This window comes from Streptomyces sp. NPDC087906, assembly GCF_055584925.1.
In genome coordinates, this window is sequence record NZ_JBVJLC010000002.1 from 196,520 (window position 1) to 217,151 (window position 20,632).

The following is a 20,632-nucleotide window of genomic DNA, read 5'->3' on the forward strand; positions in this document are numbered from 1 at the left end:
CATGTCCACCCGCCAACTGCGCAGGGGCACCAACACCGTCGTCGCCCTGGTCATTCTGGTCGTCCTGCTGTTCCCGCTGTACTGGATGCTCAACATCGCCCTCCAGCCCGGCGAGAGCCTCGCCTCGACGGACTGGTTCCCGACGGCGCCCGGCTGGGAGAACTTCCACCGCGCGCTCAGCAGCCAGGGCGGCTCGCTCGGCACCAGCCTGGTCGTGGCGCTCGGCGCCGTGGTGGTGTGTCTCGCGCTCGCCGCGCCCGCGGCGTACGGCCTCGCGCAGCTCGGTCTGCGCGGCAGCCGCACGATGGTCTTCGGCACGCTGATCACCCAGATGGTGCCGGGCATCGTCATCGCCAACGCGCTCTACAGCGCCTACGTCGACCTGAACCTGGTCAACTCGACGTTCGGCCTCATCCTCGCCGACGCCTCGCTCGGACTGCCGTTCTCCATCGTGCTGTTGCGTGCCTTCATGGTGTCCATACCGAGGGAGGTCGTGGAGGCCGCGCTGGTCGACGGGGCGAACCGCTTCACCGCGTTCTGGCGGATCGTGCTGCCGATGAGCCGCAACGCCCTCATCACCTCGGGCCTGTTCGCCTTCCTCTTCGCCTGGTCGGACTTCATGTTCGCGCTGACCCTCAACACCACCGACGACGTCAAGCCGATCACCCTGTCCATGTACGAGTACATCGGCGCCCATGTCAGCGACTGGGGCGCGGTCATGGCGACGGCGGTGGTGTCCGCCGTGCCGGCCGCGATCCTGCTCGTGGTCGCCCAGAAGTACGTGGCGGCCGGCATCACCGGCGGCTCCGTCAAGTAGCCCGGCGGCGCCGCGCATTCACCACATCGCACCGCATTCACCAGACCCACGGACCACAGACCACAGACCCGAAAGGGCCCGGCACGACCATGAGCACACCCTTCCCCGCCCTCCCCCGGGGCTTCACCTTCGGTACCGCGACGGCGAGTTACCAGATCGAGGGCGCCCACGACGAGGACGGCCGCGGTCCTTCGATCTGGGACACCTTCAGCCACACCCCCGGCCGCACCAAGGACGGTGCCACGGGCGACACGGCCTGCGACCACTACCACCGCTACCCCGAGGACGTGGCGCTGCTGCGCGAACTCGGCGTCGACTCCTACCGCTTCTCCGTCGCCTGGCCGCGGATCCAGCCGGCGGGCACCGGCCCCGCGAACGCCCGGGGCCTCGACTTCTACGACCGGCTCACCGACGAACTGCTCGGCGCCGGCATCGCGCCCGCCGTCACCCTCTACCACTGGGACCTGCCGCAGGCCCTTGAGGACCGGGGCGGCTGGCGGGTACGGGAGACGGCCGAGCACTTCGCGGAGTACACCCGGCTGGTCGCGGAGCGGCTCGGGGACCGGGTCGCGCGCTGGATCACCCTCAACGAGCCCTTCTGCACGGCCTTTTCGGGTTACGCGGAAGGCCGGCACGCCCCCGGGGCGCAGGAGGGCACACCGGCGCTGGCCGCCGCCCACCATCTGCTGGTCGCGCACGGCAACGCCGTGCGGGTGCTGCGCGAGGCGGGTGCGCGCGAGGTCGGCATCACGCTCAACATCGACCTGGTCGAGGCCGCCTCGCGGGCGCCCGCCGATCTCGCGGCGGCGCGCCGGGCAGAAACGCTGCACAACGACGTCTGGACGGAGCCGCTGTTCGCCGGCCGCTACCCGGCGGCCGAGGCGGAGACCTGGGGCGCGCTCGCCGACTGCTCGTACCGCGAGGACGGCGATCTGGCGCTGATCGGCGCGCCGCTGGACTTCGTCGGCATCAACTTCTACCGGCCGCTGACCTTCGCCGACGCCCCGCACACGGAGCCCGACGAGAGCCGGCGCAGCGCGGTCGACATCGGCGTGCGGCCGACCGATCCGTACGGCAGCAGGCATACGACGATGGGCTGGCCGGTCGTACCCGAGGCGTTCACCAGCCTGCTGACCGGTCTGGTGGCGCGCTACCCGGGGCTGCCGCCGGTGTACATCACCGAGAACGGTTCGGCCGAGGCCGACACCGTCGCCGCGGACGGCGCGGTGCACGACCAGGACCGGGTGACGTATCTGCACGACCATCTGACCGCCGTGGCGGCCGCGATCGACGCGGGGGTGGAGGTGCGCGGCTACTACGTGTGGTCGCTGCTCGACAACTTCGAGTGGGCGCACGGCTACCGGCAGCGCTTCGGGATCGTACGCGTCGACTACGACACGCAGAAACGCACACCGAAGGACAGCTATCACTGGTTCCGGCGGCTGATCGCCGGACACCGCGCCATCGACGAAGCCGACCGCGCCACCGCACAGGAGAGCCGATGAAGTTCACCGACGGCTACTGGCTGATGCGCCCCGGCGTCAGCACCCATCACGCGGCGTCCGTGGCCGATGCCGTGGTCACCGACGACCGGCTGACGCTGTACGCGCCGGTGGGCCGGGTCGCACACCGCGGCGACACGCTCAACGGGCCGTTGCTGACCGTGGAGTGCTGGTCGCCCGCCGAGGGCGTGATCGGCGTCCGTACGACCCACCACGGCGGACGGGCGGCCCGGCGGCCCGAGTTCGCCCTCAGCACCTCGGAGGAGGCGGCGGGCAAGACCGTACGCCAGGGCTCGACCGTCGAACTCACCTCCGGAGAGCTGTCGTTGAAGGTCGACACCGAAGCGCCGTGGCGGCTGGACTTCACCGCGGGCGGCCGGACCCTCACCTCCGTCGGCAGGCGGGGCACCGGCTTCGCGACCGACGCCGAAGGACGGCACTTCATGCTCACGCAGCTCGCGCTCGGCGTCGGCGAGAGCGTGTACGGGCTCGGTGAGCGCTTCACGCCCTTCGTACGCAACGGCCAGAGCGTCGAGATCTGGCAGGCCGACGGCGGCACGAGCAGCGAACAGGCGTACAAGAACGTCCCGTTCCATCTCACCGACCGGGGATACGGCGTCTTCGTCAACCATCCCGGACAGGTGTCGTACGAGGTCGGCTCGGAGTCCGTCGGGCAGGTCCAGTTCAGCGTCGAGGACCAGTCTCTCGAGTTCTTCGTCGTGTACGGTCCGACGCCCAAGGAGATCCTCGCCCGCTACACGGCGCTGACCGGTCGGCCCGCGCTGCCGCCGGACTGGTCGTTCGGCCTGTGGCTCTCCACGTCGTTCACGACCTCGTACGACGAGGCGACGGTCACCCGGTTCGTCACGGGCATGGCCGAGGCCGAAATCCCGCTGAGCGTCTTCCACTTCGACTGCTTCTGGATGCGCGAGTACCAGTGGAGCGACTTCGTCTGGGACCCGGACGTCTTCCCCGACCCGGTCGGCATGCTGGCCAGGCTCAAGGCGCAGGGGCTGCGGATCTGCGTCTGGATCAATCCGTACATCGCCCAGAAGTCGGCGCTTTTCGCCGAGGGCATGGCGCTGGGGCATCTGCTGAAGCGGCCGGACGGCGACGTCTGGCAGTGGGACAGGTGGCAGGCCGGCATGGCGCTCGTCGACTTCACCAGCCCCGCCGCACGCGAGTGGTACGCGGGCAAGCTGCGGCTGCTGCTCGACCAGGGGGTGGACTGCTTCAAGACCGACTTCGGGGAGCGGGTCCCCGTCGACGTGGCCTGGCACGACGGCTCGGACCCGGAGCGGATGCACAACTACTACACGCAGTTGTACAACGAGACCGTCTTCGAGCTGCTGCGGGAGGTGCGCGGCGAGGGTGAGGCCGTGGTCTTCGCCCGCTCGGCGACCACCGGCGGCCAGCGGCTGCCGGTGCACTGGGGCGGCGACTGCGAGTCGTCCTTCGAGGCGATGGCCGAGTCGCTGCGCGGCGGGCTCTCGCTCGGCCTTTCGGGCTTCGGCTTCTGGAGCCATGACATCGGGGGGTTCGAGGGGACACCGACGCCCGCGCTGTTCAAACGCTGGGTGCAGTTCGGGCTGTTGTCGTCGCACAGCCGCCTGCACGGCAGCAAGTCGTACCGGGTGCCGTGGGACTACGGCGACGAAGCGGTGGCCGTCACCCGCGCCTTCACCCGGCTCAAGCACCGGCTGATGCCGTACCTCTACCGCGCCGCCGTCCAGGCGCGCGACGCGGGGACGCCGGTGATGCGCGCCATGGTGCTGGAGTTCCCCGACGACCCGGCCTGCCGGTTCCTCGACCGGCAGTACATGCTCGGGGACGACCTGCTGGTGGCTCCCGTCTTCACCGAGGACGGCACGGTCGAGTACTACCTGCCGGCCGGTACCTGGACCAACGTCCTTACCGGGGAACGGGTCTCGGGGCCAGGATGGCAGCGGGAGACCCACGGCTTCGACGCGCTTCCGCTGCTCGCCAGGGAGGGCGCTGTCGTACCGTTCGGCGCGGTCGCCGACCGGCCGGCGTACGACTGGGCGGACGGGGTGACACTGCGCGTACACACGCCGGCCGACGGGTCGACAACGGTGACGGCCGTGCCGCTGCCGGACGGTTCGGGCGAGGCGGCCGTCTTCACCACGCGGCGGTCGGGGGACGAGATCGTCGTGGAGACCGCGAGCCAACTGCCGTGGAACGTAATGCTCGTGGGCGTCGAAGCCGCGGAAGGCGGCACGTCACATCCGCTGGGCACGCTGTACGCCTGCCCGGCCGGTACGCCGAGGCTGGCGGCCCGCTGGTCGTAGCAACTCGGCACGTCTCCGCCCCACTTCACCTCGGACCGGGCTTCACCTCGGACTGGACGAAGTCGCCGATGGCGGCGGGGACGGCTGCGGGCTGCTCAAGCTGCGGGAAGTGGCCGGCTTCCGCGATCGGGCGGAAGGTCGCCCGGGGGAAGGAGCCGGCCAGGGCGCGGCTGTACTCCAGCGGAACGATCCCGTCCTGCTCACCGGGCAGGACGAGCACGGTGACGGTGACGCGGTGCAGGCGTCCGCGCAGCTTGGGGTCGCTGCGGAAGGGGTCGCCGGCATAGACGGCGAGCGTGACCTGGTTGGCCGCCGTCGCGGCCTTCTGCTCCGCGCCGAGGCCGGCCGGGTCGGGCCGCAGCTCGGGCCGGCGGGGGCGGAGACAGTCATGGTGCGGGGTTCCTTGCCATTGGTTCGTGAGAGTCAACTGTCATGAAGACAGCCCCGCATCCCCACTCGTGCAAGTGCACTCTCACGAAGAGATTCAACTCTCCCCCGCACCCGCTCGACCGGGGTCACGCGAAGTCGGTCGCGGCGACGGTGCCGTACCGGCCCGTCAGGCTCGTCGCCCGGGTTCGCGAAGGTGTGCGGGGCCAGGGTGATCTCGCCGATGCCGAGCCGGTGCGCCGTCGTGGAGCCGTCCTCCAGGATGCGGATCCGGGCGCCGCCGAGATCGATCACTTCGCCGGCGTCGGGGGCGACGACGGAGACGTTGTTCATGAGTGCTCCCGCTGATGCTGTGAGAATGAATGCGAGTAAGCTCTCATAACAGGAGTCAACCAGCTACGGTCCCTCAGCCGTGACGAGCAGAAGGGCCGACGGATGGCATCCCAGAAGCCGAGTGGCCGGGCCAATCAGAAGCTGCGCACCCGCACCGCGATCCTGGGGGCCGCGGCCGAACTCATGCGCACCGGGAGCGAGATGACGATGCCCGGCGTCGCGCGGGCCGCCCTGGTGTCCGAGGCCACGGCGTACCGCTACTTCCCCGATCTCGCCAGCCTGCTCCAGGAGGCCATGGCCGGGCAGTCGCCCACGCCCGCGCAGGCACTCAGATCCGTCGCGGGCTCCCGGGACCCGGTGGAGCGCATCGCGGCGGCGACGGAGCATCTGCTGCGTATGGTGCTGAGCCACCAGGGCGCGACCCGCGCGATGATCGCGGCCACGATCACCCGGCCTGCCGCCACCGCCGCGCGGCCTGCCCTGCGGGTCGGACTGATCGACTACGCGCTCGCCCCGTTGGACGACACCCTCGGCGCCACCGATCCGGCCGCGCTCACCCAACTGAAGCGCGACCTCGCCGTCGTCATCAGCGCGGAGGCGCTGTTCACCTTGACCGACCTGTGCGGCCTGGACCCGGATGCCGCTGTCGCCAGTGCGGTGCACACCGCGACGACCCTCACCCGAGCGGCGCTGTCCGGCTGAGCCGACTCCCCCGGTCTTCTCCTGTCACAAATCTCCCGGCTGCGCGGTCAGTGATACGTATCCGCAACTCAGCCAGGAGATAACCATGGAATCGCGTCTCGACTTCTTCGGCAACGCCCTCGCGGGCAAGGTGCTGAAGCACATCAACTCGGCGGGCAAGGCCGTCTCGGACTCCGGACTGCCGCTCGCGACACAGGAACTGGTGAAGATCCGCGCCAGCCAGATCAACGGCTGCGGCTTCTGCACGGACATGCACACCAAGGACGCCACCGCCGCCGGGGAGACCCAGGCGCGGCTGAACCTGGTGGCCGTCTGGCGCGAGGCCACGGCCTTCACCGAGGCGGAGCGCGCGGCGCTGGAGCTGGCGGAGCAGGGCACGCGGATCGCCGACGCGGCGGGCGGCGTCAGTGACGAGGCGTGGGCGAACGCGGCCAAGCACTACGACGAGGACCAGCTTGTCGCGCTGATCTCCCTCATCGCCGTCATCAACGCGTACAACCGGATCAACGTGATCAACCAGCAGCCGGCGGGCGGCTACCAGCCCGGCCAGTTCGGCTGACGCGGGGCGGGGGGCGGGGGGGGGACGGGTCCTGCGGGACCGGACGCTGGTCGACGGGGGGACGCGCGGAGGCCGGCGTCGAGCCGCTCGACACGTACGTCGCGCGCTTCGCGGTGGGCTGACGCGCCGTCACTTCACGCCCCGCGGACGGTCCGTGCCGCACACACACTCCGGACCGGGAGGGCTGTAGCGTGGTGGTCCCGGTGCGGCCCCGGTGGGCCCCGGTGCGGGAAGGGACGACCATGCACACGGAGAATGACGCCGACTCCCTCGACGGCGCGACACGGGAGTTCCTGGCGGCGCGTCCGCAGCTCTTCGGGATCGCCTACCGGGTGCTCGGCAGCGCGGCGGAGGCCGAGGACATCGTCCAGGACGCCTGGTTGCGGTGGCAGAACACCGACCGTACGGAGATCGTCGAGCCGAAGGCGTTCCTGGCCACCGTCACCACGCGCCTCGCCATCAACACGGCCACGTCCGCGCGGGTGCGGCGCGAGTCGTACGTCGGGCCGTGGCTTCCCGAGCCGGTCGACACCAGCCAGGACCCGCAGGTGGGAGCCGAACGGGCCGAGGCGCTCGAACTGGCGGTCCTGCAGATCCTGGAAAAGCTGAATCCGGTCGAACGGGCCGCCTACGTCCTGCGGGAGGCGTTCGACTACCCGTACGGCCAGGTGGCCGAGATCGTGGAGACGAGCGAGTCCAACGCGCGCCAGTTGGTGAGCCGCGCCCGCAAGCACCTGGCCGCCGAACGCAAGGAGCGGGTCAGCCGCACCGAGCTTCAGCGCCTGCTGGAGGTCTTCGTCGCCGCCGCGCAGACCGGCGATCTGAAGGTGCTCGAAGACGTGCTCGCTGCGGACGTCGTCAGCTACTCCGACGGCGGAGGCGTACGCGGCGCCTCGCGGATCCCGGTCGTCGGACTCCAGCACGTGTCGCAGTACCTCGTCGCGTTCGCACCCCGGTTCTGGCCGGAGGCCGAGATCCGCCGGGTCGAGGCGAACGGCGCCCCGGCGGTGCTCGTCCGGTCCGCCGGGAAGGCGGTGGCGCTGCTGAGCATCGACGCGTCGGCGGAGGGGATCGACCGGATCCTGTGGGTGATGAACCCGGCGAAGCTGGCGCCGTACGTGGAGTCGCTGACCAACTGAGCCAGGCACCCGGAAGACGCGTCGGCCCGAGTTCGGTCAGGTGCGCCCGGTCGGTGTCGGGACCGGATTGTCAGTGGGTGCCGCTACGTTCGGCGTCATGTTGATTGATGCCGCTCCCCTTTCCGCGCTGTCGGCCGGACCCCCGGCGGCGGGCCTCGGCTTGCCGTCGGGGTCGCTCGTCACTCGCACGTACACGGGCCCGTGGCCGCAGCCCTTGCTGTGGGTTGCCGACGGCGTTGCCGCGCCGGCCGACTGGGCGCGGTTCGCGTCGGGCCGGTATGCCGTGGGGCTTCGGCCGGTGCTCCTCGACAACGACAGGTACCTGGCGGGTTGGTGGAAGACCGGGCTGGACCCCGGCATGATGTCGGATCCCGGCGATCACGACGCCGAGGCCGTCCTCAGCCAATTCTGGGACCACGCGGTGGCGAACACCGACGAGGACGAGGAAGAGGACGACGAGGAGCCGGCCCTCGCCCCGTACAGCGGCATCTGGCCGGGGTTGGGCGCGCGGAGAGCCCCGGTGGAGGATCCGGACGCGGTCGCCGCGGAAGTCGCCGCCGGACTCACGGAGCACCGGCTTTCGCGACCTCGGCTGGCCCTGGCCCCCGTACTGCGGTCAGCGGACCTTCCGGCGGCGATCGGCTGGACGGGGCCGATGAACCATGAGAACGACGTGGCTCGGCTGTGTGCCGTTCTCCGGTCGTGGGAGGACCGCTTCGGTGTCCGGGTGGTCGCCCTTTCCCACGACCGGCTCGACCTGTCCGTGGCGGCGCCGCCCGAGTCGGTGGAAGAGGCCCTCGCGGTCGCCGTGGAGCACTTCGCGTTCTGCCCCGACACCATCTGGCAGGGGTACGACACCTTGCGCCGCTACGCGGAGGAGGCGCTGGTGGGCAACACCCACTGGACGTTCTGGTGGGACTGACGGGCCGCTCAGCATCTTCGGGCAGGCGAAACGGCCACCGCTCCCGGCCTCGCTCTCGGCCTCGCTGTCAGCCTCGCTGTCAGCCGAAGCTGAGTTCGACGGGGGCGCCCGACATGGTGTCCTCCTCCAGGAACAGCGAGCGCGCTCCCCACTGGGTGAACGGGATCTCCCGCTCCACCAGGTACGACCGCGCCGCACCGAAGTCGGCCACCTGGAGGGTGAGCCAGCAGATCCGCTCGCCGTGTGCCGCCAGGAACGCGCCGGCTCTGTCGAGCGCGCTGCCCGACCGGGAGCCGGTGAACTCCACCCGGTGGTCGGCCAGGGCGACGCCGTGGCCGGTGGTGTTGAGCGCGCCGCTCTCGGTGGTGTACGTCGGCTGTCCCACCAGCGCGGCCAGCGCGGCGGCAGCGGCGGCCGGGTCCGCCGCCGTCAGCTTCACCGTCGGCGGCCCTGTGAGGCCGAGCGGGTTGGCCGGCGCGCTCCCGGTGCCGGGCTCGCCGGTCTCGGCGCTCGCCTGCGCGATCTCCAGGCAGAGGCCGTGCAGATCCTCGGGGGCGGTGAGCAGTTCGCCGCTCGGGCGGCGCTCCGCCACCCGGACGCCGTGCTCCTTGAGCGTGTCGGACGCGTCGTCGGTCGACGGTACGGTCCAGCGCAGCGAGTGCCAGCCGGCCGGCCCGTCGGGCGCGGTCGGGGTGCGGGCGGCGAGCCGGGCCGGGCCGAAGAGTTCCCGGTGGCGGCCGGGCACCTCGGTGTGCGGGGGCACGGACATGGTGATCCGGTCGAGTCGTTCGACTCGTACGGTCGTCGGCACGGGACCTCCTGGCTCGGACCTGATGGGGGACGAAGCTACGTGGTCAGCGGGCCGGCGGAAAGGTCTGGCTGGTCACGACGAGGAAGCCGTCGCCGTCCAGCAGCCCGGTCCCACCGGTGCGCAGCCAGCCGTCGGCGGTCAGCGCCGCCGTCTCGCGCGCGCGGCCCGCGTAGCCGGCGAACCGTCCCGGGCCCCGGGACTGGATCTCGCCCGGCTCGTCGGCGGGCAGGACTCCGCCCGCGCTGTCGACGATCCGTATCTGGGTGCCGGGCACCGGCCGCCCCGCGGTGCCGGTCCGCTTGTGCAGCGGGTCGGCCCACGACCCGGAAGCGGCGGTCGGGTGCTCGGGCAGGCCGAACGACCGGAAGGCGGCGACGCCGGACCGTTCGGCGCGTCTGACCAGCGCGGCGGAGAGCATGGTCCCGTGGGCGAGGAACTCGCACAGCCCGGTCTCCTTGCCCGCGCGGTCCGCCGCGTCCAGGACGGCCGTGAGCTGGGTGGGATCCCCCGCGGCCGTGGTGACGCCGTGGCGGCCGATGAGGGCGAGCAGCGCGTCGGGGTCCCTGCGCTCGGGGACGACGGTCGGCACGCCGTAGACCAAGGCGCGCAGCAGGGCGTACACGGCGCCGGGGCGTCCCGGCGGCAGCAGGTCGAGGTGGGCGCCGGCGACGGGACGCCCGTAGCGCAGGCCCTGGAGCGCTTCGAGTTCGGCGAGGAGGCCGCGGTGGGTGTGCCGTACGCCTTTGGGGCCGAGGATGAGGCATACGTCGTCGGGCTGGGCGGTGACGGGTTCGGGCAGCGGCCGGAACGCCTCCAGCACCGCCCAGTCCAGCGCGTCGGCCGGTATCCAGGACGCTTCCCAGGGGCTGGTCACCGCGATCACCTGGCGCAGCTCGGGCAGCACGCCCGGCAGCGCCCTGCTGCCCAGCACGGTGTGGGCGCGCCCGGCCGGGGTGACCAGTGCCGTGACGCCGAACCGCCTGAGCCTGCGCAGGAGTTCGCGGTCCCGGCAGGCGGCGTCGAGGGGCAGCAGGACGGCGCCGCTGAGCAGTACGGCGACCTGCGCGATCATGTTCTCCGGTCCGGCGGGGAGTTGGACGGCGACGACGGCGCCCGGGGTGACACCGAGGGCCCGTAGTCCCGCAGCGACCCGCAGGGCGCGCTGCTCCAGTTCGGCGGCGCTGACGACGTTGGTGCCGAACCGGCCGGGGAAGACCACTCCGGTGGAGGGGTGTTCGCGGACGGCCGCCGAGAGGGCGGTGGCGAATCTCTTGGCGGGTGCTTCGAAGGGTGCTGTGCGGCTCCGCGTCTGCATGGCTTCTCCGGTCCTGGCTGTCACGCGGACTGGGGTACGTACGCCAGCAGTTCCCTGCGCAGGATCTTGCCGGTCGGGGTGTGCGGGAGTTCGTCGAGGAAGCGGACCTCGTCCGGTGTCTTCGACGAGCGCAGCCTGCTCCGTACGAAGGCGCGCAGGTCGTCCTCGGTCGCGGGGGCGCCCGGTTTCAGTACGACGAAGGCGCCGATGCGGTGGCCCCACTCCTCGTCGGCGATGCCGACGACGGCGACGTCCCGGACGTCCGGGTGGCGCTGGAGCACCGCTTCGATCTCGGCCGGTGCGATGTTCTCGCCGCCCCGGATGATCGTGTCGTCGGCGCGGCCCCGGACGAACAGGTAGCCGCCGGCGTCGAGATGGCCTTCGTCGCGGGTGGCGAACCAGCCGTCGGCGTCGGTGACCGGACCGGTCTCCCGGTACTCGCCCGCCACTTGGGCGCCCTTAACGTAGATCATGCCGACGGATCCCGGCGGGCAGGGCCGGCCGCTCCCGTCGCGGATCTCGATGTCCACGGAGGGCAGCGGGCAGCCGACGGAGCCGAGCCGGGCGCGTACGGCGGGGTCGGTGCTGGACAGGGCGTGCCGGTGGTCATCGGGGCCGAGGACGGCCACGGACGACGAAGTCTCGGTCAGGCCGTAGGCGTTGACGAATCCGGTGTGCGGCAGCAGGGTCAGCGCCCGCTCCAGCACGGTCAGCGGCAGCCGGGCGCCGCCGTACGACAGGGAGCGCAGGGTGGTGGGCACCGGCGCTCCCGGGCGCTCCAGTTCGTCCACGATCCGGGTCAGCATGGTCGGTACGAGCATGGCGTGCGTGACGCGTTGCGCGGTGACGGCGCCGAGCCAGCCGGCCGCGGTGAAGTGCTCCAGGTAGACGACCCGGCGGCCCGAGTAGAGGTTGGACAGCAGATTGGCGATGGCCGCGATGTGGTACGGCGGCACACTGACGATGACGGCCTCGTCGGGGTCGCTGCCGCCGAATTCCACACTGCCGAGCACGTAGGCCGTGAGATGGCGGTGGCGGAGCACGGCGCTCTTGGGGGCCGCGGTGGTGCCGCTGGTCAGCAGGAGGACGGCCACGTCGTCGGCGTCCGGCTGGGCCGGTGCGGCGAGGGTGCGGGGCCGGGCCGCGCACACGGCGAGCCACTCGCGCAGTCCGACCGTCCTGACGACGTTGTCGAGTCCGCTCAGCGCCGCGTCGTCGGTGATCAGGAGCGTACGGCCCTGCCGGGCGACGGCGGCGTGCAACTGCTCAGGGGCCAGCCGGTAGTTGAGCGGCAGCAGGGGTACGCCCGCCGCGGCGGCGGCGAAGAGCGCGAGGGGAAAGGCCGGGCCGTTCTCGCCCATGAAGACGACGGTCTCCACGTCGTACGTCCGGACGAACGAGGCGCCGGTGTACGCCTGGTCGCGCAGCACCGCGCCGGTGAGGCCGGTGCTGTCGGTGCCGAGGGCGACGCGTTCACCGTGGCCTTCGGCGACCATGTCGAGCAGAGTCAGGAGGTTCACAGCAGCGGTCCTTCGCTAATCCGACGCGGGAAGTTGCTTGGCCGACTTCACCGGGAGCGGTTCGCCGTCGACGGACAGCGCGCCGGGTCCCGGCTTCACACAGAGCAGTTCGAGGCCGGACGCCTCGTGCACGTACCGCTTGCCGAGCAGGGTCGCCGGGCCTTCGGGACCGGCGCCGCCGGCCGTCGCCTCCACCGTCTCCTCGGGGCCCAGCAGGGGCGCGCCCGCGTGGTGCACGTCGATGGGCCGGGACGGTCCTCGTACGACGATGACCTCGACCGGGCCAACGGAACTGTGCAGGTGTGTTCCCACTGCGAGATCTGCCATGGTCGACGCTCCCTGTGTCGCGTGGCCGCCCGAGCGGCACCGTCCCACTTATAGTAACAACTACCGTAAGCCTGTCTATAGTTCTGGCCGCCGGATCTGCGCCCGCGCGCCGGCCTGTTCAGCGGCCCTGGAACCGCGGCGCCCTGCGCTCCTGGAACGCCCGCATGGCCTCCTGGCCGTCGTCCCCGATGCCGAGGCCCAGCAGGGTCACCTCGGTCTTCCAGACCTGCTCGAAGGTGCTCTCGTACGCGTCGTTGAGCTGGCCCTTGATATGTCCGAGCCCGACGGTCGGCCCCTCCGCCAGCCGGCGGGCGAACTCCCCCGCGGTCTTGATCAGTTCGTCGTCGGGCACACAGCGGTTGGCCAGCCCCCACCGCTCCGCCTGTTCGCCCGTCACCGGCTCACCGAGCAGCGCGATCTCCTTCGCCCGTACCGGGCTCACCGAACGGGCCAGCAGATACGCGCCGCCCGCCTCGACGGGCAGCCCGCGTTTGACGAAGACCTCGCTGAAGCGGGCCGACTCGGCGGCGATCACGAGGTCGCAGGCGAGCGCGAAGTTGCAGCCGAAGCCGTACGCGGCCCCGTTCACCGCCGCGACGAACGGCTTCTCGTTCTCGCGGAGATCGCGGATCAGCCGCCACCAGCCGTACCGGCGGCCGTCCTCCCGGGCGATGTTGGACTGCGCGCCGCGCCTGCGGTCCGCCGCGATCTCGATGTGCTCCGGCTCGGAGAGGTCGGCGCCGGAGCAGAACGCCTGCCCGGCGCCGGTGAGTACGGCGGCCCTGATCTCCGGGTCGTCGCGGACCTCGGCGATGGCGGCGATCAGCGCGTCGCGCAGGGGGTGGTGCACGGCGTTGCGCAGATGCGGCCGGTTCAGGGTGATCCAGGCGACGCCGTCGGCCACCTCGAACTCCAGCCCGTCGGCCGAGAAGTCGTCAAGCATGGTTGTCCGCCGTTCTGTTGGGTCCAGTCGTTCAGGAGTTGGCCAGCACGAGCGTCCCTGCGGCGCTGAACATGCCGCCGATGCCCTGGACGAGGCTGGTGCGCACGCCGTCGATCGGGACGGCGGCGTCGCCGCGGAGCTGGCGTACCGCCTCCTGGATGGCGAACATGCCGTACATGCCGGTGTGGGTGTAGAGCAGCCCGCCGCCGTTGGTGTTCATCGGCAGGGAGCCGCCGGGCAGGGTCGCGCCGCTCTCGATGAAGGGCACCGCCTCGCCGCGGCCGACGAATCCCAGGTCCTCAAGACCGTAGAGCGGGATGTGGGCGTAGGCGTCGTAGACCATCAGATGGTCGATGTCGTCCGTGGTCAGCTCCGCCTCGCGCAGCGCGTCGGCCGAGGCGTCCCGGAAGCCGGCGAAGGTGGTGAGGTCCGCCATGGACGAAGGGCCTGGCCCCTCGCCGGACTCCCCCGACCCCAGCAGGGTCACCGGGCGGTACTGGAGCTCAAGGTCGGCGGCGCGTTCGGCCGACATCATGACGAGCGAGCCGCCGCCGTCGGTGAGCGGGCAGCACTCCAGCACATGGAAGGGCCAGGCGATCAGCCGGGAACCCAGCACGGCCTCGGTGTCGAGCGGCTTGTTGCGCAGGGCGCGCGGGTTCTGCGACGCCCAGGCCGACTGGGCGACCGGCACGGCGGCGAGCGCTTCGTGGCTGAGCCCGTACTTGTCCAGATAGGCCATGGCGGGAAGGGTGAACCACGAGAAGGTGCCCGACACTCCGTACGGCTGCTCGAACTGCCCCACGGCGCTTGACGGGTTGGGGCTCCAGCCGGGCGCGCCGACCCGCGACCTGCCGGACTCGCCGTGGGCGACCACGACGACCGAAGCGGCGCCCGAGCGGATGGCCGCAGCGGCGTGCCGGACATGCAGCATGTAGGAGCAGCCGCCGACCATCGTGCCGTCGAGCCAGTGCGGCCGGACGCCCAGGTAGTGGGCGAGGTCGACGGGCGGCAGTGTGCTCGCCACACCGTCCACGTCGGCCGGGGTGAGGCCGCACTGGGCCAGTGCGGTACGGGCCGACTCGGCGGCCAGCGAGATCGCCGACTGGTCGGGCACGACACCGATCTCGGCGGACTCGGCCGCTCCCGCGATGACGACCGTGGAGGTCACTGGTGTGCTCCTTCCCCGGCGGTGGGCCGGAACTGCGGCAGGGTGAAGTCGCCGCGCTGCTCGAAGACGACCTCGACCGGAAGACCGACCCTGATGTGTTCCGGTGTCTGCGGGACATCCAGGATGTTCGCCGTCAGCCTGGGGCCCTCGGCGAGCTTCACGAAGGCGATGGCGTACGGCACTTCGCCCTCGTAGCCGGGCGCCGCCCGGTGGTTGATGACGAACGACTCGACGGTTCCGCGCCCCGACACCCTGGCCCAGCTCACGTCGTCGGAGCCGCAGTCGGGGCAGAAGGCCCGCGGGTAGAAGAAGAACCGCGCGCAGGGGCCGCAGCGGGGCAGCCACAACTCGCCCTCGGCCGCCTTGTCCCAGTAGGTCCTGGTCTCCGGTGTGGGCACCGGTACGAAACGTCCGCTCATCGGCTGCTCCCCTGCTCGACCACGGCGCGGCCCTGCGTGAGCACGGGTGTGCCGTCCTGGGTGCGGGTGGTGAAAAGGGTCTCGCCGTCCTCGAACCACAGCGAGGTGGTGAGGGTGTCCCCCGGCATGACCGGACTGGAGAAGCGGGCGTGGATCGAGCGCAGCCTGGCCGGGTCGGAGCCGGCCGCCGCGTGCAGCAGGGCGCGGCCGACGAAGCCGTACGTGCACAGCCCGTGCAGGATCGGCCGGGGGAAGCCGCCTGCGACCGCGAACGTGGGGTCGGAGTGCAGCGGGTTGCGGTCTCCGGAGAGCCGGTAGAGCAGCGCCTGCCAGGGGACGGTGCGCTGTTCGACCTCGGCGTCGGGGGCCCGGTCGGGGGCGGCCCACGGTGTGCTGGGGCCGCGGTCGCCGCCGAATCCGCCCTCGCCGCGCAGGAAGGCGCCGCCCGCCATCCGGGCCAGCGGTGCGCCGTCCCAGCCGGTGAGCAGCGACTCGGTGGTGATGAGGGCGCCGCTGCCCTTGTCGTGGATCCCGGTCACGGTGGAGGAGTAGAAGCCGCTGCCGTGCGGCGCCAGGGGCGCGGTGATCTCGACGGACTGGAAGGCGTGCACCATCCGGGTCAGGTCGATGTCGCCGTAGGACAGCCGGGGCGCTCCGTGGCCGAGCACCACGGGGAACGTCGGCAGGACCGCCTGCGGCACGCCCTCGGTGTTCTCGGTGGTGAAGGCCAGTTCGTCGACCGACTCGTCGCTGCCGGCCCCGACCCCGACGGCGTAGAGCAGGGCCTGGTCGGAGGTCCATTCGACGGGGTGCGGGTCGGTCGTGCTGCCGACGATGGAGAAGTCGAGCGCCATGTCAGCTCCGCTTCGGGCCGTACGGGTGGGAGTCGAAGACGGAGAAGTTCTCGGCGGCCTTCTCGAAGACGGCCGGGAACCGCTCGTCGACGGCCTCGAACGTCAGCGGTCCTTCGACCTGGAGGGCCGGGCCGATGTTCCAGCCTTCGGCGACACCGACGTAGCCGCCCACCACACTGAACACACGGCCGGTCACGGCGGCCGAGCGTTCGCTGCCCAGCCACACCACGAAGGGTGAGACATGCTCGGGCGCGAGCGGGTCGAAGCCCTCGTCGATCTCCAGCGGCATGCCGGCCGTCGCGGTCAGCCGCGTCTTCGCCACCGGGGCGATGGCGTTGACCGTGACACCGTAACGGGCCAGCTCCATCGCCGCGATGACGGTGAGGCTGGCGATACCGCCCTTGGCCGCGCCGTAGTTGGCCTGGCCGAAGTTGCCGAAGAGTCCGCTGCCGGACGAGGTGTTCACCACGCGGGCCGCCACCGGGGTGCCGGCCTTGGACTGGTCGCGCCAGAAGCGTCCTGCGGCCTGGGTCATGGCGAAGGTGCCGCGCAGATGGACCCTGACGACGCTGTCCCAGTCCTCGAAGCTCATGTTGAGCAGGGTCTTGTCGCGCAGGATGCCGGCGTTGTTGACGAGGACGTGCAGGGTGCCGAACTCACCGACCGCCTGGGCGACGACACGGGCGGCGCCCTGCTCGTCGGAGACGTCGTCCCCGTTGGCGACGGCCGCGCCGCCCTCGGAGCGGATGAGCGCGGCCACTTCCTCGGCAGGGCCCGCCGAGGAGCCCGTGCCGTCGCCCGCGCCGCCGAGGTCGTTGACGACGACGGAGGCTCCGGCGCGGGCGAAGGCGAGCGCGTGCTCGCGCCCGATGCCCCGGCCGCCTCCGGTCACGATGACCACACGCCCGCTCAGCGGACCCTTCGATCCGGCGGATCCAGCAGATTCAGCCATGTGCGTGATTCCCTTTCGATTGGTCGCGGCGCGACTGGTCACAGCACGACTCCGGAGTCCTTCGCCTCGGTGATCTCCGCCCAGCCGTAGCCGGATTCGAGCAGGATCTCCTCGGTGTGCTCGCCGTGTTCGGGCGAGCGGGCGGGCGCCGGCGGTGTCTCGTCGAACTGCACGGGGCTGCCGGCCATCTTGTACTCGGCGCCCGATTCGTCGACGTTGTCGATGAAGTAGTTGTTCGCCAGGGCCTGCGGATCGCTGAGCACGTCGCGCGGCGACGCGACGACCGCCCATACGCCTTCTTCGTCGGCGAGGACCTTCGTCCAGTGCTCCAGGTCGTGTTCGGCGAAGGTGGTGTTCAACTCGGCCGTTGCCGCTGCGGAGTTGGCGATGAGGTTGGCGGACGGGGTGAACCGCTCGTCGTCCGCGAGGTCCGGCCGGCCGATCCGGCGGACGAACGGCGCCCAGTAGCGGTCCGGCTGGAGGAAGACGAGCTGCACCCAGCGCCCGTCGCCGGTGCGGTACTTCTGCACCACCGGGTTGGGCGACTGGCTGGAGTCGGTCATCGCCGTGCGCTCGACGCCGAAGAATTCGGCGGCCATGATGTCGGGGCTCATCGTCCACACCGCCTGGGCGAGCAGGGAGACGTCCACCACGCTCGGTGTGCCGGTCGCCAGCCTGCGGTAGAGGGCACCCGCGATACCGCCGGCCAGGGTCATCCCGCTGGGCAGATCACCGAACGCGGGCGTCTGCGCGATGGGCCGCCCGCTCTCCGGCGGTGTCAGCGCGAAGGCCACACTGCCGCGTGCCATGTAGCTGGCCGCGTCGAAGCCGCCCTGGTGGGCCTGCGGCCCCTGCGGGCCGTGGCCCGAGCCGCGCGCGTAGATGATGTCGGGGTTGATCGCCCGGATGTCCGCCACGTCGATCTTCAGCCGGCCGCGCGCCTCGGGCAGCCAGTTGGTGAGGAACACGTCGGCCTTCTTCACGAGTCTGGCCAGGATCTCCCGGCCCTTCTCGGTGCGCAGGTCGATTCCGATGCTGCGCTTGCCGCGGTTGCCGATCTCCATCATGAAGTCCCGGTCGGCCTTGGCCTCGTCGCGCCGCAGCCCCGAGATGACCAGGCTCCGTCCGGGGTCGCCGCCGCGTACGTCCTCGACCTTGATGACGTCGGCGCCCCAGTCGGCGAGCACGGCGCCGGTCGACGGGACGAAGGTCCACGACGCGATTTCGACGACACGGACCCCTTGCAGTACGCCTGCCATGTCCCTCATCTCCCCTCGCAATAGTAATGCTTACGGTATAGCCATCGGTAAGGTCGGACAAGACCTGTGCACCGGGAGAACGTCAGCCGTCGAGGCGCTCGACGACGGTGGCGTTGGCGAGCCCGCCCGCCTCGCACATCGTCTGCAGCCCGTAGCGGCCGCCACCGGTTTCGAGCACATCGAGGAGTGTGGTCATCAGCCGTGCGCCGGAGGCGCCGAGCGGATGGCCGAGGGCGATGGCGCCGCCGAGCGCGTTGACGCGCCGCGGGTCGGCCCCGGTCTCGGCCAGCCATGCCAGCGGCACACTGGCGAAAGCCTCGTTGACCTCGAAGGCGTCGATGTCACGGATGTCCAGACCGGCCCTGCCGAGCACCTTGGCGGTCGCGGGGACGATCGCGGTCAGCATCATGACCGGGTCGTCGCCGACGGCGACCGACGTGTGGACGCGGGCGCGCGGGCGCAGGCCCAGTTGTTCGGCGCGCTCCCTGCTCGCCAGCAGGACGGCACTGGCACCGTCGCTGATCTGCGAGGAGTTGCCCGCCGTGACCCGCCAGTCGATCTGCGGGAACCGCCTCGCGTACGTCTCGTCGTCGAACACGGTGCGCAGCGCGCCGAGTCGGGCCGCGTCGCTGTCGGCGCGGATGCCGTTGTCGGCGGTCACCGGCGGCTCGCCGTCGCCCACGGCGATCGGCACGACGCTCCGGCCGAGTCTGCCGTCCGCCTGGGCCTGGGCCGCGCGGGCGTGCGAGCGTACGGCGTACTCGTCCAGGGCGGCGCGGCTGATCCCCCACTTGGCTGCGACCAGTTCGGCGGAGATGCCCTGCGGCACCAGGCCGCCGTCGTAGCGCTCGGCGATCGTCGGTCCGTACGGGTCGGCTCCCGCGATGTTGCTGGTCATCGGGGTCCGGCTCATCGACTCGACACCGCAGGCGATGGCGAGGTCGTACGCGCCGGACGCGATGCCCTGCGCGGCGAAGGAGACGGCCTGCTGGCTGGAGCCGCACTGCCGGTCGACCGTCGTCGCCGGCACCGACTCGGGGAACCCCGCTGCCAGCACGGCGCTGCGGGTGATGTTGGTGCTCTGCTCGCCGATCTGCGTGACGCAGCCGCCGATCACATCGTCCACATGCGCCGGGTCGACCCCGAGGGTGTCGACGAGAGCGCCGATGACCTGGGCCAGCAGCTCGACGGGGTGGAGTCCGGCGAAAGCGCCGTTCGCCCGCCCCCGGACCAGCGGGCTGCGGACGGCCCCGACGATGACCGCTTCCCGCCCCGTCATGCCGTCACCAGGTCCAGCGCGCGGGCCAGCCGGGTGCGGTGCTCGGTGGCGCTGCCGTACATCACTTCCAGGGACTTGATACGGCGCAGATACAGATGGGCCGGATGCTCCCAGGTGAAACCGATACCGCCGAGCACCTGGATCAGGGTCTCGGCGACCTTGGGCGCCGCGTCCGAGCAGTAGCTCTTGACGACCGAGGCCAGCTCCGACAGCTCCGCCGGGTCGCCGCCCGGTCCCGCGAGCGCGGCGGCGGCGCCGACGGCCGCCCGCATCTGCTCCACGGCGGCCAGGCAGTCGGCCAGCAGGTGTTTGACGGCCTGGAAGCTGCCGATGGGCTTTCCGAACTGCTCGCGGTCGAGCGCGTACGCGACGGCCAGCTCCAGGCATTTCTCCGCGGCGCCGAGCAGTTCGGCGCAGGCCATGATCGCCGCCGTGTCGAGGGCCGCCCGCAGGCCGGGGCCGAAGTCGTCGGCGACGAGCTGGGCGGGGGTGTCGGAGAAGTCGACGCGGAACTGCTTGCGGGTGGTGTCCAGTACGGCGAGCGGGGTGGTGCCGGGGGCCGCTTCGGCGGTGTCGACGGCGAAGAGCCGGGTCGTGGAGCCGGTGGTGACGGGGACGAGCAGCAGGGCCGCGATATGCGCGTCCGGCACATGGGTCCTGGCGCCGGTCAGCCGCCAGCCCGCCGCCGACTCCTCCGCCGTCGCGCCATGCCCGTGGACGTCGTCCGAGGCGAGCGTGGCGACGGCGCCGGAGGCGAGTGCGGCGAGGAGCGGGCCGCTGAGCGAACCGTCCGGTACGTGCAGGAGCGCGGCGGTGGCGACGGCGGCGCTGGTGAGGACGGGCGCGCACAGCAGCGCGCGGCCGGTCTCTTCCAGTACGACGGCCATCTCGGCCGGCGAGAGCCCCTGCCCGCCTGCGCTCTCCGGGACCAGTACGGCGCCGAGTCCCAGCTCCCCCGTCAGCTTCCGCCAGACCTCCGGGTCGTGGCCGGTGGGGTCCGCGGCGAGGCGTCGTACCTCGGACTCCGTCGACCACTGGTCGAGGAAGCCCCGGACGACGCCGCGGAACTCTTCGCGCTCGTCGGGTGTGGTGGTTTGCATGGATCCCTCCAGGGC

The 20,632-nt window shown here is 71.5% G+C and carries 21 protein-coding genes; 7 read left to right on the forward strand and 14 right to left on the reverse strand.

Annotated features, from left to right (window positions below; genetic code table 11):
* Position 1 precedes the first annotated feature (1 nt).
* The 3 genes from ACZ63I_RS06170 (at position 2) to yicI (ending at position 4,628) form a co-directional block, all read left to right on the forward strand.
* The gene (locus tag ACZ63I_RS06170; RefSeq protein WP_469335855.1) at positions 2–817 is read left to right on the forward strand and encodes a carbohydrate ABC transporter permease; all 816 of its coding nucleotides are present in this window, start codon (positions 2–4) and stop codon (positions 815–817) included.
* 89 nt (positions 818–906) lie between these two features.
* The gene (locus tag ACZ63I_RS06175; RefSeq protein ID WP_469335857.1) at positions 907–2,322 is read left to right on the forward strand and encodes a GH1 family beta-glucosidase; all 1,416 of its coding nucleotides are present in this window, start codon (positions 907–909) and stop codon (positions 2,320–2,322) included.
* Complete coding sequence (gene yicI, locus ACZ63I_RS06180; protein ID WP_469335859.1) at positions 2,319–4,628, forward strand: alpha-xylosidase; 2,310 nt, start codon at positions 2,319–2,321, stop codon at positions 4,626–4,628. The genes ACZ63I_RS06175 and yicI overlap by 4 nt, the downstream gene beginning before the upstream one ends.
* A 25-nt stretch (positions 4,629–4,653) precedes the next feature.
* On the opposite strand, the gene ACZ63I_RS06185 is transcribed toward yicI, so the two are convergent.
* Both ACZ63I_RS06185 and ACZ63I_RS06190 read right to left on the reverse strand, forming a co-directional pair.
* Positions 4,654–5,055, reverse strand: coding sequence for an alpha/beta fold hydrolase (locus ACZ63I_RS06185; RefSeq protein WP_469335861.1), 402 nt, complete (start codon positions 5,053–5,055; stop codon positions 4,654–4,656).
* On the reverse strand, positions 5,052–5,348 hold the full coding sequence (locus ACZ63I_RS06190; protein WP_469335863.1) for a hypothetical protein: 297 nt from the start codon (positions 5,346–5,348) through the stop codon (positions 5,052–5,054). The genes ACZ63I_RS06185 and ACZ63I_RS06190 overlap by 4 nt, the downstream gene beginning before the upstream one ends.
* Before the next feature lie 102 nt (positions 5,349–5,450).
* Here ACZ63I_RS06190 and ACZ63I_RS06195 point away from each other — a divergent pair, with 102 nt between their 5' ends.
* From ACZ63I_RS06195 to ACZ63I_RS06210, 4 genes are all read left to right on the forward strand, one after another.
* The gene (locus ACZ63I_RS06195) at positions 5,451–6,050 is read left to right on the forward strand and encodes a TetR/AcrR family transcriptional regulator (RefSeq protein ID WP_469335865.1); all 600 of its coding nucleotides are present in this window, start codon (positions 5,451–5,453) and stop codon (positions 6,048–6,050) included.
* A gap of 85 nt (positions 6,051–6,135) precedes the next feature.
* Positions 6,136–6,609 carry a carboxymuconolactone decarboxylase family protein gene (locus ACZ63I_RS06200; RefSeq protein WP_469335867.1) on the forward strand — a complete coding sequence of 158 codons (474 nt, stop codon included), beginning with the start codon at positions 6,136–6,138 and terminating at the stop codon, positions 6,607–6,609.
* 242 nt (positions 6,610–6,851) lie between these two features.
* A complete protein-coding gene (locus ACZ63I_RS06205) occupies positions 6,852–7,748 on the forward strand; it encodes an RNA polymerase sigma-70 factor (RefSeq protein ID WP_469335869.1) in 897 nt (298 codons plus the stop codon).
* Between the two features lie 97 nt (positions 7,749–7,845).
* Positions 7,846–8,670 carry a DUF4253 domain-containing protein gene (locus tag ACZ63I_RS06210; protein WP_469335871.1) on the forward strand — a complete coding sequence of 275 codons (825 nt, stop codon included), beginning with the start codon at positions 7,846–7,848 and terminating at the stop codon, positions 8,668–8,670.
* Between the two features lie 79 nt (positions 8,671–8,749).
* On the opposite strand, the gene ACZ63I_RS06215 is transcribed toward ACZ63I_RS06210, so the two are convergent.
* The 12 genes from ACZ63I_RS06215 to ACZ63I_RS06270 form a co-directional block, all read right to left on the reverse strand.
* On the reverse strand, positions 8,750–9,481 hold the full coding sequence (locus tag ACZ63I_RS06215) for a hypothetical protein (protein ID WP_469335873.1): 732 nt from the start codon (positions 9,479–9,481) through the stop codon (positions 8,750–8,752).
* Between the two features lie 43 nt (positions 9,482–9,524).
* Positions 9,525–10,796, reverse strand: coding sequence for a class I adenylate-forming enzyme family protein (locus tag ACZ63I_RS06220; RefSeq protein WP_469335875.1), 1,272 nt, complete (start codon positions 10,794–10,796; stop codon positions 9,525–9,527).
* A gap of 20 nt (positions 10,797–10,816) precedes the next feature.
* Positions 10,817–12,316 carry a class I adenylate-forming enzyme family protein gene (locus tag ACZ63I_RS06225; RefSeq protein ID WP_469335878.1) on the reverse strand — a complete coding sequence of 500 codons (1,500 nt, stop codon included), beginning with the start codon at positions 12,314–12,316 and terminating at the stop codon, positions 10,817–10,819.
* Positions 12,317–12,331: 15 nt separating this feature from the next.
* The gene (locus tag ACZ63I_RS06230; RefSeq protein WP_469335880.1) at positions 12,332–12,643 is read right to left on the reverse strand and encodes a hypothetical protein; all 312 of its coding nucleotides are present in this window, start codon (positions 12,641–12,643) and stop codon (positions 12,332–12,334) included.
* A 118-nt stretch (positions 12,644–12,761) separates the two neighbouring features.
* On the reverse strand, positions 12,762–13,586 hold the full coding sequence (locus tag ACZ63I_RS06235) for an enoyl-CoA hydratase/isomerase family protein (RefSeq protein WP_469335882.1): 825 nt from the start codon (positions 13,584–13,586) through the stop codon (positions 12,762–12,764).
* 31 nt (positions 13,587–13,617) lie between these two features.
* Positions 13,618–14,754 (reverse strand): thiolase C-terminal domain-containing protein, encoded by a 1,137-nt coding sequence (locus tag ACZ63I_RS06240; RefSeq protein WP_469335883.1) that lies wholly within the window; start codon positions 14,752–14,754, stop codon positions 13,618–13,620.
* Positions 14,751–15,173 (reverse strand): Zn-ribbon domain-containing OB-fold protein, encoded by a 423-nt coding sequence (locus ACZ63I_RS06245; RefSeq protein ID WP_469335885.1) that lies wholly within the window; start codon positions 15,171–15,173, stop codon positions 14,751–14,753. Before ACZ63I_RS06245 ends, ACZ63I_RS06240 begins: the two co-directional genes overlap by 4 nt.
* Positions 15,170–16,027 (reverse strand): MaoC family dehydratase, encoded by an 858-nt coding sequence (locus ACZ63I_RS06250; RefSeq protein WP_469335887.1) that lies wholly within the window; start codon positions 16,025–16,027, stop codon positions 15,170–15,172. The genes ACZ63I_RS06245 and ACZ63I_RS06250 overlap by 4 nt, the downstream gene beginning before the upstream one ends.
* 1 nt (position 16,028) lies before the next feature.
* A complete protein-coding gene (locus ACZ63I_RS06255; protein ID WP_469335889.1) occupies positions 16,029–16,979 on the reverse strand; it encodes an SDR family oxidoreductase in 951 nt (316 codons plus the stop codon).
* A 38-nt stretch (positions 16,980–17,017) separates the two neighbouring features.
* On the reverse strand, positions 17,018–18,238 hold the full coding sequence (locus ACZ63I_RS06260; RefSeq protein ID WP_469335891.1) for a CaiB/BaiF CoA transferase family protein: 1,221 nt from the start codon (positions 18,236–18,238) through the stop codon (positions 17,018–17,020).
* Positions 18,239–18,320: 82 nt separating this feature from the next.
* On the reverse strand, positions 18,321–19,517 hold the full coding sequence (locus tag ACZ63I_RS06265; protein ID WP_469335893.1) for a thiolase family protein: 1,197 nt from the start codon (positions 19,515–19,517) through the stop codon (positions 18,321–18,323).
* Positions 19,514–20,617: an acyl-CoA dehydrogenase family protein gene (locus ACZ63I_RS06270; protein WP_469335895.1), complete on the reverse strand. Its 1,104-nt coding sequence runs from the start codon at positions 20,615–20,617 to the stop codon at positions 19,514–19,516. The genes ACZ63I_RS06265 and ACZ63I_RS06270 overlap by 4 nt, the downstream gene beginning before the upstream one ends.
* Between the last annotated feature and the right edge of the window lie 15 nt (positions 20,618–20,632).

Coding starts and splice junctions, on each gene's coding strand:
- ACZ63I_RS06200 (WP_469335867.1), top strand. CDS start 6,136: ATGGAATCGCGTCTCGACTTCTTCGGCAACGCCCTCGCGGGCAAGGTG.
- ACZ63I_RS06210 (WP_469335871.1), top strand. CDS start 7,846: ATGTTGATTGATGCCGCTCCCCTTTCCGCGCTGTCGGCCGGACCCCCG.
- ACZ63I_RS06220 (WP_469335875.1), bottom strand. CDS start 10,796: ATGCAGACGCGGAGCCGCACAGCACCCTTCGAAGCACCCGCCAAGAGA.
- ACZ63I_RS06235 (WP_469335882.1), bottom strand. CDS start 13,586: ATGCTTGACGACTTCTCGGCCGACGGGCTGGAGTTCGAGGTGGCCGAC.
- ACZ63I_RS06245 (WP_469335885.1), bottom strand. CDS start 15,173: ATGAGCGGACGTTTCGTACCGGTGCCCACACCGGAGACCAGGACCTAC.
- ACZ63I_RS06170 (WP_469335855.1), top strand. CDS start 2: ATGTCCACCCGCCAACTGCGCAGGGGCACCAACACCGTCGTCGCCCTG.
- ACZ63I_RS06270 (WP_469335895.1), bottom strand. CDS start 20,617: ATGCAAACCACCACACCCGACGAGCGCGAAGAGTTCCGCGGCGTCGTC.
- ACZ63I_RS06260 (WP_469335891.1), bottom strand. CDS start 18,238: ATGGCAGGCGTACTGCAAGGGGTCCGTGTCGTCGAAATCGCGTCGTGG.
- yicI (WP_469335859.1), top strand. CDS start 2,319: ATGAAGTTCACCGACGGCTACTGGCTGATGCGCCCCGGCGTCAGCACC.
- ACZ63I_RS06190 (WP_469335863.1), bottom strand. CDS start 5,348: ATGAACAACGTCTCCGTCGTCGCCCCCGACGCCGGCGAAGTGATCGAT.
- ACZ63I_RS06255 (WP_469335889.1), bottom strand. CDS start 16,979: ATGGCTGAATCTGCTGGATCCGCCGGATCGAAGGGTCCGCTGAGCGGG.
- ACZ63I_RS06265 (WP_469335893.1), bottom strand. CDS start 19,517: ATGACGGGGCGGGAAGCGGTCATCGTCGGGGCCGTCCGCAGCCCGCTG.
- ACZ63I_RS06195 (WP_469335865.1), top strand. CDS start 5,451: ATGGCATCCCAGAAGCCGAGTGGCCGGGCCAATCAGAAGCTGCGCACC.
- ACZ63I_RS06175 (WP_469335857.1), top strand. CDS start 907: ATGAGCACACCCTTCCCCGCCCTCCCCCGGGGCTTCACCTTCGGTACC.
- ACZ63I_RS06205 (WP_469335869.1), top strand. CDS start 6,852: ATGCACACGGAGAATGACGCCGACTCCCTCGACGGCGCGACACGGGAG.
- ACZ63I_RS06250 (WP_469335887.1), bottom strand. CDS start 16,027: ATGGCGCTCGACTTCTCCATCGTCGGCAGCACGACCGACCCGCACCCC.
- ACZ63I_RS06230 (WP_469335880.1), bottom strand. CDS start 12,643: ATGGCAGATCTCGCAGTGGGAACACACCTGCACAGTTCCGTTGGCCCG.